This is a genomic window from Hahella sp. HNIBRBA332 (assembly GCF_030719035.1).
Lineage (GTDB): Bacteria > Pseudomonadota > Gammaproteobacteria > Pseudomonadales > Oleiphilaceae > Hahella.
The window spans coordinates 530,864-546,718 of record NZ_CP132203.1; the positions used below are offsets into that span (position 1 = coordinate 530,864).

Annotated in this window: 15 protein-coding genes; 8 read left to right on the plus strand and 7 right to left on the minus strand. The window is 56.6% G+C overall.

What is annotated here, in order from left to right:
* Nucleotides 1-289 precede the first annotated feature (289 nt).
* Nucleotides 290-1,765, plus strand: a complete 1,476-nt coding sequence (locus O5O45_RS02620; protein WP_305903742.1) for a methyl-accepting chemotaxis protein — start codon at nt 290-292, stop codon at nt 1,763-1,765.
* Nucleotides 1,766-1,813: 48 nt separating this feature from the next.
* Here O5O45_RS02620 and O5O45_RS02625 read toward each other — a convergent pair whose 3' ends face one another.
* Nucleotides 1,814-2,551 (minus strand): M48 family metallopeptidase, encoded by a 738-nt coding sequence (locus O5O45_RS02625; RefSeq protein ID WP_305903743.1) that lies wholly within the window; start codon nt 2,549-2,551, stop codon nt 1,814-1,816.
* A gap of 192 nt (nt 2,552-2,743) precedes the next feature.
* Here O5O45_RS02625 and O5O45_RS02630 point away from each other — a divergent pair, with 192 nt between their 5' ends.
* Entirely contained in the window at nt 2,744-3,133 is a 390-nt protein-coding gene (locus O5O45_RS02630) for a TM2 domain-containing protein (protein ID WP_305903744.1), read from the plus strand.
* 167 nt (nt 3,134-3,300) lie between these two features.
* Nucleotides 3,301-3,882, plus strand: coding sequence for a DNA endonuclease SmrA (gene smrA, locus O5O45_RS02635; RefSeq protein ID WP_305903745.1), 582 nt, complete (start codon nt 3,301-3,303; stop codon nt 3,880-3,882).
* A 73-nt stretch (nt 3,883-3,955) separates the two neighbouring features.
* Here the strand turns inward: smrA and O5O45_RS02640 are convergent, their stop codons facing one another.
* On the minus strand, nt 3,956-4,981 hold the full coding sequence (locus O5O45_RS02640) for a DUF2804 domain-containing protein (protein ID WP_305903746.1): 1,026 nt from the start codon (nt 4,979-4,981) through the stop codon (nt 3,956-3,958).
* A 192-nt stretch (nt 4,982-5,173) separates the two neighbouring features.
* Here O5O45_RS02640 and O5O45_RS02645 point away from each other — a divergent pair, with 192 nt between their 5' ends.
* Nucleotides 5,174-6,511, plus strand: coding sequence for a sphingomyelin phosphodiesterase (locus O5O45_RS02645; protein WP_305903747.1), 1,338 nt, complete (start codon nt 5,174-5,176; stop codon nt 6,509-6,511).
* Between the two features lie 13 nt (nt 6,512-6,524).
* On the opposite strand, the gene O5O45_RS02650 is transcribed toward O5O45_RS02645, so the two are convergent.
* Nucleotides 6,525-7,661 carry a hypothetical protein gene (locus tag O5O45_RS02650; RefSeq protein WP_305903748.1) on the minus strand — a complete coding sequence of 379 codons (1,137 nt, stop codon included), beginning with the start codon at nt 7,659-7,661 and terminating at the stop codon, nt 6,525-6,527.
* A 225-nt stretch (nt 7,662-7,886) separates the two neighbouring features.
* Here O5O45_RS02650 and O5O45_RS02655 point away from each other — a divergent pair, with 225 nt between their 5' ends.
* From O5O45_RS02655 to O5O45_RS02665, 3 genes are read left to right on the plus strand one after another with little or no spacing between them, the layout of a single operon-like run.
* Complete coding sequence (locus tag O5O45_RS02655) at nt 7,887-8,360, plus strand: (2Fe-2S)-binding protein (RefSeq protein WP_305903749.1); 474 nt, start codon at nt 7,887-7,889, stop codon at nt 8,358-8,360.
* Nucleotides 8,361-8,371: 11 nt separating this feature from the next.
* Nucleotides 8,372-10,570 carry a xanthine dehydrogenase family protein molybdopterin-binding subunit gene (locus O5O45_RS02660; RefSeq protein WP_305903750.1) on the plus strand — a complete coding sequence of 733 codons (2,199 nt, stop codon included), beginning with the start codon at nt 8,372-8,374 and terminating at the stop codon, nt 10,568-10,570.
* A 25-nt stretch (nt 10,571-10,595) separates the two neighbouring features.
* Entirely contained in the window at nt 10,596-11,186 is a 591-nt protein-coding gene (locus O5O45_RS02665; protein ID WP_305903751.1) for a nucleotidyltransferase family protein, read from the plus strand.
* A gap of 89 nt (nt 11,187-11,275) precedes the next feature.
* Here the strand turns inward: O5O45_RS02665 and O5O45_RS02670 are convergent, their stop codons facing one another.
* The gene (locus O5O45_RS02670) at nt 11,276-11,938 is read right to left on the minus strand and encodes an SDR family oxidoreductase (RefSeq protein ID WP_305903752.1); all 663 of its coding nucleotides are present in this window, start codon (nt 11,936-11,938) and stop codon (nt 11,276-11,278) included.
* Between the two features lie 83 nt (nt 11,939-12,021).
* A complete protein-coding gene (locus O5O45_RS02675; RefSeq protein ID WP_305903753.1) occupies nt 12,022-12,591 on the minus strand; it encodes an NADPH-dependent FMN reductase in 570 nt (189 codons plus the stop codon).
* A 347-nt stretch (nt 12,592-12,938) separates the two neighbouring features.
* Here O5O45_RS02675 and O5O45_RS02680 point away from each other — a divergent pair, with 347 nt between their 5' ends.
* The gene (locus tag O5O45_RS02680) at nt 12,939-13,535 is read left to right on the plus strand and encodes a DUF938 domain-containing protein (protein ID WP_305903754.1); all 597 of its coding nucleotides are present in this window, start codon (nt 12,939-12,941) and stop codon (nt 13,533-13,535) included.
* A 39-nt stretch (nt 13,536-13,574) separates the two neighbouring features.
* Here O5O45_RS02680 and O5O45_RS02685 read toward each other — a convergent pair whose 3' ends face one another.
* Nucleotides 13,575-14,228 (minus strand): DUF4291 domain-containing protein, encoded by a 654-nt coding sequence (locus O5O45_RS02685; RefSeq protein WP_305903755.1) that lies wholly within the window; start codon nt 14,226-14,228, stop codon nt 13,575-13,577.
* Between the two features lie 121 nt (nt 14,229-14,349).
* Nucleotides 14,350-15,726, minus strand: coding sequence for a WS/DGAT/MGAT family O-acyltransferase (locus O5O45_RS02690; RefSeq protein ID WP_305903756.1), 1,377 nt, complete (start codon nt 15,724-15,726; stop codon nt 14,350-14,352).
* Nucleotides 15,727-15,855: the final 129 nt, after the last annotated feature.

The following is a 15,855-nucleotide window of genomic DNA, read 5'->3' on the forward strand; positions in this document are numbered from 1 at the left end:
ATAAATGAAATTTAAATAAGGTTATATCCAAGGGCTGATAATTGAATTTATAAATGCAAGAAAACTTATTTGTAAGGGCGGCGGGGTGAATCCGGCGCTGGACGATCATTAAGACGTAGCGACCACGGCACTGCTCTCTATCTATGGGTTTACTCCAGAGAATCTGATTAACGGCTTGAATCAAAAAAATTTTTTACCTTTGTACTACACTTGCTACGAGGTCGTTGTTTTTGCCTCAGGCGGAGGCGTGGGCGGCCGATTGTAAAACCAATAACCAAGTGTGGTACGAATGTCCTGGCTCACAAATGTTGGTCTTAGATATAAATTTTGGCTGGTCAATGCAGTTTCGTTCGGCATCATGCTGGCGTTGGTGTTGGCCTCCATGCGCTTGTCTCATAATAGTGGTATTGAACTGCTTGCGTCCGAGTTGAAGGTGGCGGTGCGGGCTCCGGCAGGACAGGTAACCGGTCCGTTGCGTGTGTATGAATTGGATAAAGCGCCGCCCAATACGCTACGGCGGGACGTCTTGCGCACGATTTCCAGCGACGCTGCGGCGCAGCCACGAACGCTGACTCAGTCTGCTGAGTCCTTGCTGTCAGACGAACCTGACATGGTCGTAGTCTATTTGCGCGACGGCGGTAAGATAAAAGTGGCGCTGGGCGTTGCGCCCAGTTTGTGGAAAGTTTTCAAGGATCAGGCGCCTGCGTTCGCAGGGATTGTTTTTGTATTGATGTGTCTGCTGCTGGTGGCGTCGCAATTACTGATCGCCTTCGTGGAGCGTCACGTCAACCGGCTCAAGTCCATCATGTTGCAGGCGCAGAGCCAGAGCGACCTGACGCTGCGGGTGCCTATCGAATGCGAGGATGAAGTGGGGCAAATGGCGTCCGCCTTTAATCAGATGCAGCAAACCTATCAGGAAGCGGTGCTGCAGATTCATAACGCTGTTGCTACGTTGCAGCAGGAAGTGGGATTGCTGGCGCAGTATTCCACAAAGACCCGTGATCAGATGTCTCGTCAGGCCAGTCAGACCGAGAGCGTGGCGGATTCCATGCAGCAGATGCTGGACGCGGCGCAACAGGTGGCGCAGTACGCGGATGAGACGCGGGAAATGTCGGGCAACGCTGATGCGAAAACCGAATCTGGTCTGAAAGAGGCGCAGGACTCCAAGGTCGCCATCGCTAAACTGGCTAAATCAGTGGACTCGCTGGTCGATCTGACCAATCAGCTCAATGAGGATACGCAGAAAATCCAGTCTTCCACCGGGGAGATCACCAGTATTTCCGAACAAACCAATCTGCTGGCGCTGAACGCCGCTATTGAAGCGGCCAGGGCAGGCGAACAGGGAAGAGGCTTCGCCGTGGTGGCGGACGAGGTAAGAACCCTCGCCACCCGCGCTTACACCGCCAGCGAGGGCATCGACTCTATCGTCAACGCCATTCAGGATCTGGAGAAGAAAGTAGAGAAGGGCATTCTGGAAGGGCGGGAAGACGCGGAACGCTGCCTCGCCGGCGCACAAAATACCGTTGGGTTACTGACCGGGGTGAAAGAGCTGGTGCGGGATATTCTGGAAAAGAACACCTTGATCGCCACCGCGGTTGAACAGCAGGGCGCGACTGTCGGCGCCATGAATGACAACCTGCAGGAAATGCGCAACCTCACCCGGGATACTTCACAGATCGCCGGGGAGGTCGCGACCAGCAGCAAATCCATCCATACTCAGGCCACCACGCTGGAGCGCCTGGTGAAGGCGATGAAGGTCAAATAGAGCTGAACAAGTTCTAGTTGCGGCGGAAACGCGATTCTCCGTTTCCGTTCAGGGCAGTACGCGCTGCTCCCAAAGTCGAATCTCCTTGCGCAGACTGCGCCATTCCGGCAGCAATTGTTCCTGGAGCGCGTAGAAACGAGGGCTGTGGTTCATTTCCCGCAGATGGCACAGCTCATGGGTCACCACATAGTCCATCAGCGACAGGGGAATTTTCACCAGATTCACATTCAGCGTGATCATGCCTTTACGGTTGCAGCTTCCCCAGTAACGCCGCATGAAGCGCAGTCGCAGGGTCGGCTGAACTACATTCCAGGTGGCGATGCGCTCATTCCACAAAGTCAGGCGTTCTTGCAACAACTCCTGGGCCTGCTTGCGATACCAGGCGCTAAGGTATTTTTCCGCCTGCGCCGGATTGTCTCTGTAACGGTCGGGTAGACAAATGCGCCCGTCTTCCGTCAGCGCCAGGGCGCGCAAGTCCGGGTGATACGCCAGCCTGAATTCCGCGCCCATGAAATAGTGACAGCTGTCTTCCGTGTAACCGGGCGCCTGCTGAGGTTGCGGCAACAGCGCCTGTTTGTGCTGCTGCATACGAATCCAGTGAATCTTCTCGCCGAGCAGACGATGAATGTCCCGTTGACTGACGCGCAATGGCGCGCGGACTTTGACGCTCTGGTCCCGGTGCACTTCAATCACCACGGATTTGCGGCGGGAGGAGCGCAACAGGTGATACTGCAGGTCCAGCGCCGGATGTGTGCGCAGGTTCATGGCGGAGGCGTTGTCTGTCATCGGGAAGGGGGTCTCTCAAATCGGCTGCTGGCATTGTAACCGCTAACGGCGCCTGACGGGATTACAATGCGCTTGGCGGCATCCCCGCCAGGTATGTAAAAATACAGTGGACCGGTTGATATATGGGCTTCTGACCCCATTAACCAGTCTCATTAACATGGAAATCCATTTTACAGCGGAACTATGACGCATATGCAAAATGACACGCATTCCAAAGCCATGGGATATATCCTGTGGATTTTCGGGTTTACTGGCTCCCATCGTTTTTATTACGGCAAGCCCGTGACCGGTACGATCTGGTTTTTCACTCTCGGTCTGTTAGGCATTGGCTGGATAATTGACCTTTTCCTGATCCCCTCTATGGACCGCGCAGCGGATCGCCGCTTTAAAGACGGCGCCACCAGCTATACAGCGAGCTGGATACTTTTGACCTTTTTGGGCTTTTTCGGCGTACACCGCTTTTACATGGGCAAATGGTTGACTGGTCTGCTGTATCTGCTGACCGGCGGTTTGCTCGGTTTGGGCATCCTTTATGATTTCTGGACCCTGAATGACCAGATTTCTGAAGTAAACGGTTCCTGAACCGCTAACGCATCGCCGTTTCTTTGTCCGTGGGCGGCCAGGAGTCGCCCTGCTGAGGGCTACGTATTGTGGACGGCTTGCGCTGGCGCGCGCGAAGATGTTAGAACGAAACAAGATGGCGCTGAAGGGATGCGGGCGCAGGCTTAACAGTAGAAGAGGGTAGTACCATGCAAGAAGATAAAGATGATCTTTTTGCCGAAGAGATGTCAGGGGTCAAGCCTTTGCCCCGCCATAATAAGGCGGACGTCAAGAAAACCAAGGAAGATACGCCCGGACAGGAGATTCGCCGCAAAGCCGCCGTCAGGCATAAGTTATTAGATCTCAACTTTCTCAGCGGCGACGATCATGTCGAGATACTGAAAAGTAACGATCTGCTGGAATACAAAAAAGATGGCGTGCAGCATGGGGTGTATAAAAAGCTCAGGCTCGGCCAATACCAGATCGAAGCGCGTCTGGACCTCCATCGCAAGACGGTGGAGGAGGCGCGGGTAGAGGTGTTCCAGTTTGTGCGCGACTGCCTGCGCTATGATTTACGCACGGTGATTATCCTGCACGGCAAGGGCGATCGTAATCAAAACCAGGAAGCGATCATCAAGAGTTACGTCAATCGCTGGTTGCGGGAATTCGACGAAGTGCTGGCGTTTCACAGCGCGCAAAAACAGCATGGCGGTTCTGGCGCGGTTTATGTTCTGCTGCGCAAAAGCGACCGTGAAAAGCAGAATAATCGGGAGCGTTTCGGCTCCCGCTGATCTTTGAGAAAACGCAGCCGGCTGGGAGTCGGCGTCGCGTTTTCAGTCTACCTCTTTCCGATCCGGCTTGTTCTCACCACTTCGCGTAGTGATCTTCAGCGAATCCGGGCTGATCGATAATATCGATGGCTTCGCCCTGGGCGGTGACGATGCGGCCGTTGTAGCTGCCGAACATCTGCCGGAAGTTGGAAGCCAGCAGCCACAGATTGATTTTGTCACGGCGGCATCCTCGTGGCGTGAAAGTGAGGTCTATCTTCTTACTCTCCGAATAAACCCGCCAGGGTTGGAAAGGCTCTCGGCGGTTGAAGCGGAAACGTACTGGCTCCAATGGGTGCATCATGCCGTTCAGCCACATGGCGTTCTCCGTCATGCCGGTTTCGTTGACGCCGTTGGCCAGGTTCAGCCCCAGACGACGGCCGGTAGAATCCACCCCGCTGACGCAGGCCCACTTCCATACGGTTTCCCTGCGCATGAAGCCGCAGGACCAGTCAGAAGAACCCATCATGCCCATATGCTCCAACAGGTACTTGTGGCCTTTCCAGATCAGATGGCCGCTTACCGGCAGACCGGCGCTTTTCTGGGTGTAGACCCAGCCGTTGTATCCGGCGGGACAGCACAGGCGCAGAGGGTCCTGGCGCACGCCGAAGTCCAGATAGGCGGAGAGTTGCAGCCCACTCTGCAGAACGACGTCGAGCTTATGCCCGGAGGGGAAGTTATTGAAATAGAATTCGCTTTTACCGTTGCCGAAACTCACGTCGCCATTGTCCGGGGTGACGCTGACGTGGGTTTTACGGGAGAGGGGTTGCAGGAAACTGAATTCCTCATACTCGCCGGTGGCGCCGTTAAAGCAATAGAGAAAGGCGTTGGAAACCCATTTCAGGTCGACGATGGCGACGCCGATAATCAAATCCTGACTGAGCAGGCCGAAAAATTGGAACTGGTTGAACTTCTTTTCCTTGAAGAAGGGGCCAACGGCTTGGTCCATGGGGGTGCGCAGATCATAATCCCAATAGTTAATCTGCCCGACTGGCTGGGAAAAACGGCCCCATGCAGGTTGGCCGTCCTCGCCAATAAGAATGGGGGTGTGGAAGCTGGTCATATTGTCTCACATGCTTTTTTTTATGTTTTCAGGTGTTGTACGCCAGGACAGAGGCTATTCCGTTTTCATTTTAATGTTAATTTAACGGGGTTAAATCTGTGATTCAGGTCCGATTATGTTGATGACGTTCTGTTACATTCCGCTCACTGACTTCTTAGAGACGATAAAAATAAAAATCTTGGGAGGACGGAGATGCGGCGATTATTTAAATGGCTGGCGGGAGCGGCGATGTTTTTACTGCTGACGCGATGGTCCTGGGCGGAGACATATATCTACCTGACCAACAGCACCATGGAAACAGTCACTCTGAGCACCGCGCAAAGCGGTTACGACAACATCCGGGAGGGGGTGGAATGGGACCGGCTGGAGACGGAGGTTCCGCCCCTGGCCACAGTAAAAATTCTGCGCTTCAACCGTGACCAGGGCATCAAGTGGGGTAAAACCTACTTCTTCGACACCACCGTAATGGGGCGCAACAGTACGGCGTTGCTGCGGCAGAAACTCGAAGGCGCCTGGAATTTCAGCAAAATGTGGATTGCGGCGGACGACGACCCCTGGCGTTATGACCGCGACATTCACGCCATCCCCAGAGAGTTTGACGGGGTGGACAGCCACTTGGCGTATCGCTCGCAATACGCCAGACCCGGCGGAGACGATGTGTACTACGTCATCAACAATGACTGGACCCTCAGCGAACGCGTTCCGCAAAGCAATCACCTCAAAGTGCTCACCTATAATGCCTGGGCGTTGTTGCCGGGCTTGATGTCAAAGAATACCTCCAATCGACTCGCCACCATGGCGGAAGCTGTGAAAGGCTACGACGCCGTGGTGTTTCAGGAAGTGTTCGACCCTATTCTTACCGCGCGCTTTCGCAGTGATCTGCAAGCGGAGTACCCGTATCTGACGGAGATTCCTTTCAAGCTGGGACGCATTCTTACAGGAGGCAGTTTTATCGCCAGCCGCTGGCCGATCCTGGAGCAGGACGCCATGGTCTACGAAGGCTGCCGCAATGACGGATGCTTTGCCTCGAAAGGGGCCAATTACGCGAAAATCGATAAGGGCGGACAGATTTACCATTTGTTCGGCACGCACACCCACGCCTATACCGGGGCAGAGGATGTCGCTCTGCGGCGCAGGCATTTGCAGCAGTACAAAGCCTTTATCGACAGCAAAGGGGGCGCAGCGGATGAGCCGGTCATCATTGCGGGCGATCTCAATGTGGATAAGCTCAACTTTCCTGCGGAGCATCAGGATATGCTGGCGATTCTTGACGCCTCCGAGCCGCCGTCTCAGAGCCAGTATCCGCATTCCTACGATGGCGGCGTGAATACGTTTGCGGATTCCCAGCTTACGGAATACCTGGACTACGTGTTGACCTCGAACGCGCACGTCGCGCCGGTGTATTCCCACAATCGGGTGCGTATTCCCCGCTTCATCGACTGGGAGCACTGGACGACTTGGGATCTATCGGATCACTTCCCTGTGGAAGGCGAGTTCGTATTTCCGCTGCCGGCCATTCCGGTGGAATAGAGCCGGGCGCAAGTCATGGCGCCGGCAGATCTTCAGTGAAGCGGCGCATGAACGCTGTTTTGACATGCTCTGGCAGCTTGCCGTAACCGCTGTCCCGCCAGTCCTGCAGTAGCTGTATGTAGTCCTGATCGTCTTCGCGGCGGTATCCCGCAGCCATGGCGATGGATCTGGGCTTGAGGGCGGGCGCGGTGCTGTAGTCGGCGCCGGAAGGCGCATCGCGGTTCCATAACATGTGAGATTCGCCCAGCTCGCCCTTGAACTGATAGAAGGCGTCGTCCGGCGGCAACGCCGTCAGCGTGTATTCGACTTCTATTTGTCCATGCGTCACATCCATGCCGCCAAGAAAGGGGCGATCTGCGCCATAGATCAGATATTCCGCGTCATCCGGCGTCATCGCAGTGGCGGCGCGGCGCCTCTGTTCGGAGGGCGAATGGGGATACAACTCGTTGGATGACTTGGCGATGTCCAGCCTGATGCGGCCATCCTCCGGCAGCTCAAGATCCCGGTTCAGAATATAGGTGGTCAGATAATCATGCTGCTGCAGGGTGATGGCGATAGGGCGTTGCTGGTCATTCAGCGCGATGGTGGCGGAGACGTACTGGTCCGGGCTGCGCCAATGACGGGTATCGCCCAGCAGGTTCAGCATGATGGACTTCCAGCCCGGCATGCCCACCGGCAGCCCGGAATAAGCGAAAGTCAGGTTGTAGGTGAGAAAGGTCCAGGTCTTGGCGTCTTCCAGCCCGACATTGTCGTAGTCTACCCGGCCGTAGGCGACCTGCCGGCTGGCTTCGCCATCGCCATCGCCATCATAAAAAAAGCAGACGTCAGGATTGTAGGTGAATTTGTTGAGGGTTTCCGGGCTGACGTCCTCGCTGATCAGCACGCCGTGCTTGTCATACAGACGGCCGTTGGCGATGTAGTCGCGATAAAAATCGATGAACAGCGTCTGTCCTTCCGCTGCGAAAAAGCGCGGCTTATAGCGCTCCAGCAACTCTCTTTCCGATGCAGAAGGCAGCGTGGTGCGTGGAGGATTGACGGAAAAATAGTCCAGAAAATCCGGCGTCATGGAAAGGCGCTCGGCGAAGGCCAGGCCTGGGGATAATGTGATACAGACAAAGACAAACCGCTTGATTGCCAACGTCGGCTTCATGCTCAGCGAACTCCCTTAACGCAAAGGTCTACCTGACAAAACATTATGTTTTAACTAGGCGAACTATAAGGAAAAGTTTTGTGTGGCGCCACGGTTATAAGTGCACAGGGCGAAAGTAAGCGCCTACATGTGAACTCCAGCGCCTTCGGTTACTACATAGACAAATGACCGTTGGTCATTTAGTCTTCGGACAACATAACAACAAAATGCGAACAGGGCGTCTTTATGAAATTAACTGTGAACGGCGAACCAAGAGAGGTGGATGTGACGCCGGATACCCCACTGCTTTGGGTGATCCGCGATGAGCTGCAACTGACGGGAACCAAATTTGGCTGTGGCATGGGTTTGTGCGGCGCCTGCACCGTGCACCTGGATGGAGAGCCTATTCGCTCCTGTATTACACCGGCGATCGTGGCCCAGGAACGCAAGATCACCACCATCGAAGGCATAGGCGATCCAGAGCGTCCCCATCCTCTGCAACGCGCCTGGGTGGAGTTGAATACACCCCAGTGCGGTTACTGTCAGTCCGGGCAGCTCATGTCCGCCTGCGCCCTGCTGGCGAAAAATCCCCAGCCTTCCGATGCGGATATCGACAACGCCATGTCCGGCAACATCTGCCGTTGTGGAACCTATCCCCGCATCCGCGCCGCCATTCATCAAGCGGCGGCGCAACTAAATCAGAACCCAAGTCAGAAATAGAGGGAGGGGTTATGGAGACCATTGCATTATCCCGCAGAGACCTGCTTCGGGCTTCCCTCAGCGCTGGCGGCGGACTGATAGTCGCTTTGCAGTTGCCCGGCTGTGCATCGTTGCCGCAAGGGATGGAAGCGAATTCGCTGCGCCCCAACGCCTGGTTGGAGGTCACGCCGGACAACCGCGTTATTCTGACATTGGATCGGGTGGAAATGGGGCAGGGAACCTACACGGGAATGTGTACGCTGTTGGCGGAAGAGCTGGATGTGGATCCTGCCGCCATAGAGGTGGTGTTTGCGCCGGTGGATTCCGCCTACGAACAACCTGATTTCGGTCTACAAATCACTGGCGGCAGCACTAGTTTGAGCAGCAACTGGGTGCGATTGCGGGAGGCGGGGGCCATGGGGCGCGCCATGCTGGTCGCCGCCGCTGCGCAAGTCTGGAATGCGCCAGCGTCATCGATTATTACCGAGCATGGCGCCTGCCGGCTACGCGAAGGCGGCCCATCGCTGAGTTATGGCGAGCTGGCTGAGCTGGCGGCGCGGCAGCCCGCGCCAACCAACATTACCTTGAAATCGCCAGAGGATTACCGGTACATCGGCAAGTTCAATCAACGCCTGGACGCCTCCTTGAAAAGTTTTGGCCAAGCGGATTTCGGCATCGACGTGCAGCTGCCGGATATGCTGTATGCGGTGATGGCGCGGCCACCGGCGGCGGGAGGATCCGTGCGTGCGCTGGATGACCGGGAGGCGCGGAATATGCCCGGCGTGGCGGCGGTCATACAGGTTCCCCGCGGCGTCGCCGTTGTGGCGGATAAATACTGGCGCGCCCGTCAGGCTCGGGACAAGTTGAAAATTGAATGGGATGCGGGCGAACTGGGGGCGCTGGATACTGCGTCTGTATTTGATCTTTACCGGCAAACGCTGGCGACGCAAAGCGGTGATACCGTCCGCAGCGAGGGCGATGTCGAGCGCGCATTGGCGTCAACCTCCGCAAGAGTGACGGGGGAGTACCGCGCTCCGTTTCTCGCTCACGCCACCATGGAGCCGCAAAATTGTACGGTCTGGTTTCGGGACGGGCGTTGCGACGTATGGGCGCCCACTCAGGGGCCTGATGTGGCGCGGGCGGTTGCCAGAAGAGAGTGTGGCTTATCCGCCGCCGATATTCATATTCGCACCACGTTTATCGGCGGCGGATTCGGGCGTCGTCTGAGTCAGGATTTCGTCGGAGAAGCCGTCTCCATCGCGCAGCACTTTGATCGTCCGGTGAAATTGATCTGGTCGCGAGAGGAAGACATTCAGCATGATTTATTTAGACCGGCGTCGCTGCACCGGCTGACGGCGGCGTTGTCGCCAGGGGGCGAAGCTCTCGCCTGGACTCATGATATCGCCGCGCCACGGGTGATTGATCATTACGTCAGGGAAGCCGCGGGGGCGGTCGCGCCGACATGGGCGCCGCAAGCCATGGTGCGCATGGCGGCGGGCGTGGCGAAAATGGTCACGCCGGACCAAAGCGCCTATGAGGGCGCGGAGGACATTCCTTACGCCATTCCCCACATCCGCGTGCGCCATATGAAGGCGGACGCAGGCGTTCCCATCAGCTATTGGCGCTCGGTCGGCCATTCTTTCAATGCCTTCGTGGTGGAGAGCTTTATTGATGAGCTGGCGCATCACGCCCGCCAGGACCCGGTGGCCTATCGGGAGGGATTGTTGCGCGATCATCCACGACACTTGCGGGTATTGCGCGCGGCGGCGCAGAAGGCGGGTTGGAATGGGCCGCTGGCTTCCGGCAGAGCACACGGCGTAGCCTGCCATAAAAGCTTTGGAACCTATGTCGCACAGATAGCGGAAGTGTCTGTGGAAAGCGACGCCATCCGGGTGCATCGGGTGGTGTGCGCCGTTGACTGCGGATTGGCGGTGAATCCTGATACGGTGATCGCACAAATGCAAGGCGGCGTCATTTTCGGCTTGACAGCGGCTCTGTATGGGGAGATAACCCATACTCAGGGTGCGGTGAGACAGTCAAACTTTCACGATTATCCGGTATTGCGCATGAATGAAACCCCGATAATCGATGTGGTTCTGGTTGGTGGTGACGCCGCTCCCACCGGAGTAGGAGAGCCGGGAACGCCGCCCATAGCGCCGGCGGTGGCCAACGCCGTATTCAGGCTGACCGGACGACGCTTGCGCGACCTGCCGTTGCGGCTGAAAACATAAATATAGCCGGGAGATTATAATAATTATGGGATGGTTGGTGCTGGCCGCAGGACAGAGCCGCCGCTTCGGCGCGGACAAACTGACGGCTAAAATGAGAGACGGACGTGCGCTGCTTGCGCACAGTCTGGCGGCGTTGACGGCGACGGAGCAACCGGTGCTGGCGGTGGTCAGACCTGGACACAACGCCGTCACTGCATTGTTGGATCGCCTTGACGTCCCCTATACGGTTTGTCCCCACGCGGAGGCGGGTATGGGCGCCTCATTGGCATGGGGAGTGTCGCAAGTACGGGACTGGATGTTTTGCGGCGTGGCGTTGGCGGATATGCCTTACATCCGCGCAGGCACGCTGGCCGCACTGCATGAGCGTGGAGAGGAGGAGCGCATCGTCGCGCCTTTCTATCACGAGCGGCAGGGACATCCGGTGATTTTCGGACGTCGCTTTTACCCGCAATTGATGGCTCTGGGCGGCGACGCCGGGGCGAAGTCGGTGTTGCAGCGTTATAGTGATGCGGTATTGCGTTTTGACGTGGAAGATCGCGGGGTGCTGTGTGATGTGGATACCCCGGATGATATCCATGAAGCGCGACAGGAAGGTTTGGCGTATTCCTTGTCCTGAGGTTCTCTGTGGGAACCTGTGTCCCGCGCGTCGCGCGGGACATGAAAAAATCATCTGACGGCAGCCGCCCGATCTTACTTACTTCTGGCTCACCAGGGCAGCAATTCCCCGTTTGAATGCCAGAACTTGCCTGAGTTTTCCAATGTCAGTTCGTCTATGCGCGCCGCCAATCCCTTCGCTGATACGTCAGGCGTGATATCACCGGAATGCCCGGTCATGTCCGTAATCACATAGCCCGGATGCAGCAACGCCACCGCCACGCCGCGACTTTTCAGATCCAACGCCAGAGACTTGCCAATGGCGTTAAGTCCCGCCTTGGACATACGATACCCGTAATAAGCGCCGGAGCTATTGTCTTCAACAGATCCCATGCGGCTGGTGATCAGTCCAACCTTGGCGCCTTTATGCAAGTTTTCCAGCAACGCGCTGGTGACGCGCAGCGGGCCCAGGGTGTTGATTTCGAATTGCGCGCGCATGGTGTCCCAGTTGGGGCTGGGCAGCGTTTCATGATGCAACAGGCCGGCGTTGTTGATGAGAATATCGATGGTTTGTCCCGCCAGGGCCTGGCGAATCTGTTCCACGCATGCGTCCTGGCTGATGTCGATATCGGTCAAAACGGTCACGTTCAGTTGTTGTAACTCGTCGGAAGCGCGCCGGCAGATAGCGGTGACTTTATCGCCCCGTTGGCTGAAAAGACGCGCCAGTTCCAAACCGATGCCGCGATTGGCGCCGGTAATGACGACGTGAGCCATGTTGTGCTCCTTGTATCCTTGATGAATGGAGGGTTCCCCTGGGAGATGGGGACGCACTGCGAAGGATACAAGGCGCGATGGGGTTATTTGGCGGCGAAGCGGACCAGTCGTTCGCTGAGGCGTTGCACTCGTGAGGCGGCGGCTTCATCGGTGATGGCGCCTTCCGCGTCGATGACTTTGTTGGCCTGCCCCAGGGCCACTTGCTCAGGCATCATCACGCAGCCAATACCGGATAAGATGGTTCTGACCATCGGCAAAGCGCGAATGCCGCCCAGCGCCCCGGGAGAGGCCGCCAGTAACGCCACCCACTTGTCTTTGAACGCCGCCATGGAGGGCTCGCCTTCCAGCGGGCGCGACACCCAGTCGATCATGTTTTTCAGTACGCCGCTGATGCCGCCATTGTATTCGGGAGAAGACAGAATGAATCCATCATGGGCCGCGAGGATCTGTTTGAGCTTGAGCGCGTTCTCCGGCAGGCCGGATGCGCTCTCTATGTCTCCGTCGTAAATGGGAAGAGGATAATCCGCCAGATCCAGAAAGGTCACCTCGGCGCCGGCGGCTTCCGCATAACGTCCGGCGGCCCGCGCCAGCTTCTTGTTGAGAGATTCTTTGCGCAAACTGCCAGCGAAGACCAGAATTTTGGGTTTACTCACATTGACCTCCTTAGTTGAGTAGACTCTTCGAAGAATACCGACGCAGACAGCTTCGCTCCACCTCTAAATTTTGTCGTCTGGCGTCAGGGAGTTTGATCGTATTGCGATAGGTTTGATCGATTTGTAATCGGAGAATGCGATTCAGATATCCACACATCCTGTGGATATCTCTTTGGAAAACGATGGGAGGCCTTTATTTCGTAGGGATTGCGGGGATTTTTGTAATTTATGATCAGTGTGTTTTTTAGGCTGACTGTTTGTCTCTTTTCTATCCAACGGCACAGGTTGCAATATCCGGGGGATTTGGAAATGATTCAACCCGGATAAAAAATTAAGGAGACCCTGTTGTGAAACCTGTCGCTGAAGCCTGTTTGCGGAATCAGGCCCCTATCGCCGAGGCGGTGCGGGAGCCGTTCGCCAATGTGAGAACGGTATTGGAAATCGGCGCCGGCACCGGGCAGCACGCGGTGTATATCGCTGAGCGCATGCCCCATCTGCAATGGCTGCCGACGGATCTGGCCGAGGCTTTGCCGGGGATCTGCGCCTGGGTGGAGGAGTCGGGGCTGGACAACCTTTTACCGCCCAAAGCGCTGGATGTGACAGTTGGCGATTGGGGGCTGACTGAAATCTTTGATGCGGCATACACGTCGAACACTTTGCATTTTATTGGATGGACGCCTGTTGAGGCGTTGTTCGCCGGCGTCGCCAAGCGTCTACGCTCTGATTCTCCTTTTTGTGTCTATGGTCCTTTTAATGAAAACGGAGCGTTTACCAGCCCAGGCAATCAGGGCCTGGATGAGTGGGTGAAAACTCGCGATCCTGACGCTGGACTGAAAGATCTGGCGGACATTGAGACGCTGGCGCTGCGCTCTGGCTTCAAGCTGGAGAGTCTCAAACGGTTGCCAGCGAACAATCTGTTGCTGGTGTTTCGCTTCGAAGGGTGAGGGGGCGGCGCTTGCGGCGGGAATGCCGGCAAGCGTAGCTCAGTCTGGCGAATCCAGCCGTAAGCGGGCGCTGACTGTGGCGTCGGAGGGAATAAATACCCGCTCCTGCGGCGTCATCAGCTCCGCGTAGCGTTCCGGGATAGCGTGAGCGCGTTGCTCAGCGATGAACTCTCTGAAGTCGATAACTTCCAGAATCTCCTCTTTGCCATAACGGGCGAGCATGTCTCCACGCAGTCCCAATTGAATGGCGCGGCGCTCGCACTTTGCCCCGTTCGGCGTATGATCCGGGTCCCATTGCAGACGCACGTTGGAGCTTTGCACTGCTTCCTTCCAGGCTTCCTGAGTTGCGAATTCCTCAGGATTGTAGGAAGAGGGTACCGCCTGGCTCAGGATGTCTTCGAAGAACTGTCGGCGTATTCTCAGGCCCAGCACAACTTCCTGGCCTTCCTTCAAACCCCAGCCGCAACGATACATCATCCACAGGAAGTTGGGTTTAATCCAACTCATGCGGGAATAACTGTATGCGCCGCCGAAACGGCCGTTCTTGATGGCGTACTCGCCGATTTCCGGTCGATAGGCCTGATAAACGATGAGCGTGTCTTGATCCTGATGCGCCAGAATATGTCTGCCGCTGGCGGGCCAGAGAGAGGTCTGTTCGAGGTAGGGGGTGGTTTTAATATCTTTGATTTTCATTATTCACTTCCTTAGTGATCTAGTTACTTCTCCTATTGCCGGGTTTAACCGGCGGTGAGAGCGCATAGGTTAACCGAAGCGAAGGCGCGCGCCAACTGCGGCGCCTTCGCTTGATCACGGCTCAGACTCCCGCCGCTTTTTCCAATTCGGCGATGCCTTGCTCGATGTAGTCCAGCAAGCGCTGCATGGAAGGCAGGGTTCTGCGGCAGGCGGTGAAGCCGAACTCCAGTTGGTCGCGGTAGCTCACCAGCGTGATGTTCAGCGCGGCGTAATCCACTGGAATCGACACCGGGTACATGCCTTCCAGGCGTGCGCCATTCCAGTACAGGGGCTTATCAGGGCCGGGCACATTGGAAATCACCACATTGAACGCCTGCCATTTGGGCGCGAGGCCTGTCAGCAGATTCAAGCCCGAGGGGGCCAGGGTGAGCGCGGTGTAATTGACCGCTTCTTCCGGCGTCATCTGGCGAAAGCGCTCTTTGGACTCCCGCGCAGAGGCTTGGGTCAGCGCCAAGCGACGCACCGGGTCGGCGACGTGGGTGCCGAGGTTGGCCAGTATCATGGCGATTTGATTGCCGCTGTCGCTGTCATCCTGGCGGATGGACATGGGCGCCATGGCGATCAGGGGCTGATCGGGCAGCGCCTGGCGGCTGAGTAAATAATTACGCAAGGCGCTGCCGCACACCGCCAGCACCACATCGTTGACCGTGGCCTGGAACGCTTTGCCGATCGCCTTAAAGCGTTCCAGCGCGTAGGACTGGGCGGCGAATCGGCGTGAGCCGGTAATGCGTTGATTGAGAATGCTTTGCGGCGCACGGAAGATCAGACCGGCGTCGCTGTCATTGCGTGCTTTCAACAGGTTCTTGCCCAGCTCTCTGATCAGTGTGGGGACGGTGGCGATTTGTTTGCTTGCGCCCTCCACCAATTGCGACAGGCTGAGAACCAGATCGCCGGCGGTGGGGACCTGGGCTTCGCGCGCTGGTTTGGCGTCTTTTGATATCGCCCAGATCGGCGGCATCTCTGTCGCGGTTGGATCGAAAGAATACGACTTCACGCACATGCGCATGGCGGCGACGCCATCCAACATACAATGATGCGCTTTGTAATACACTGCGAAGCGGCGGCCACGAATACCTTCGATCAGATGGCATTCCCACATGGGTCGTTCACGGTCCATCAGGTTGCTGTGTTCTGCGGAAACATGCGCCAGCAGTTCCCTGATACGGCCGGGCTTGGGCAACGCCTCGTGGCGAAAATGATGCTCCAGATCGAACTGGGCGTCAGTATCCCAATAATAACGCCCCCAACGCTGACGCAGACGGCGGTTGAACGGCGGCTGCGGCGTAGCGTAGGCGCGCAGTTGCTGCGCCAGCTCCGTCATGTATTTGGCGTCGGCGTCATCGGGGAAACTGAAAATATGCAGACCGCCGACATGCATAGGCTGTTGGCGCTTTTCCAGCCAGAGGAATATCTGGTCGACTGGACTGAGTGGGGTCATAACGTCTACTTCCTGGTGTGATGTGCTTTTTAGTTGTTATGCAAATTCGTTGTTATTGAATTTAATCGTCACGGCAAATTAATTGCCGCTACAAAGCCAGTAGCCAACCCTGGAGTTAAAGCTAAGTCT

Excerpts from the sequence above, each read along its gene's own strand:
- O5O45_RS02685 (WP_305903755.1), bottom strand. The coding sequence starts at position 14,228 with ATGAAAATCAAAGATATTAAAACCACCCCCTACCTCGAACAGACCTCT.
- O5O45_RS02625 (WP_305903743.1), bottom strand. The coding sequence starts at position 2,551 with ATGACAGACAACGCCTCCGCCATGAACCTGCGCACACATCCGGCGCTG.
- O5O45_RS02670 (WP_305903752.1), bottom strand. The coding sequence starts at position 11,938 with ATGGCTCACGTCGTCATTACCGGCGCCAATCGCGGCATCGGTTTGGAA.
- O5O45_RS02620 (WP_305903742.1), top strand. The coding sequence starts at position 290 with ATGTCCTGGCTCACAAATGTTGGTCTTAGATATAAATTTTGGCTGGTC.
- O5O45_RS02640 (WP_305903746.1), bottom strand. The coding sequence starts at position 4,981 with ATGACCAGCTTCCACACCCCCATTCTTATTGGCGAGGACGGCCAACCT.
- O5O45_RS02645 (WP_305903747.1), top strand. The coding sequence starts at position 5,174 with ATGCGGCGATTATTTAAATGGCTGGCGGGAGCGGCGATGTTTTTACTG.
- O5O45_RS02660 (WP_305903750.1), top strand. The coding sequence starts at position 8,372 with ATGGAGACCATTGCATTATCCCGCAGAGACCTGCTTCGGGCTTCCCTC.
- O5O45_RS02690 (WP_305903756.1), bottom strand. The coding sequence starts at position 15,726 with ATGACCCCACTCAGTCCAGTCGACCAGATATTCCTCTGGCTGGAAAAG.
- smrA (WP_305903745.1), top strand. The coding sequence starts at position 3,301 with ATGCAAGAAGATAAAGATGATCTTTTTGCCGAAGAGATGTCAGGGGTC.
- O5O45_RS02655 (WP_305903749.1), top strand. The coding sequence starts at position 7,887 with ATGAAATTAACTGTGAACGGCGAACCAAGAGAGGTGGATGTGACGCCG.
- O5O45_RS02665 (WP_305903751.1), top strand. The coding sequence starts at position 10,596 with ATGGGATGGTTGGTGCTGGCCGCAGGACAGAGCCGCCGCTTCGGCGCG.
- O5O45_RS02630 (WP_305903744.1), top strand. The coding sequence starts at position 2,744 with ATGCAAAATGACACGCATTCCAAAGCCATGGGATATATCCTGTGGATT.
- O5O45_RS02650 (WP_305903748.1), bottom strand. The coding sequence starts at position 7,661 with ATGAAGCCGACGTTGGCAATCAAGCGGTTTGTCTTTGTCTGTATCACA.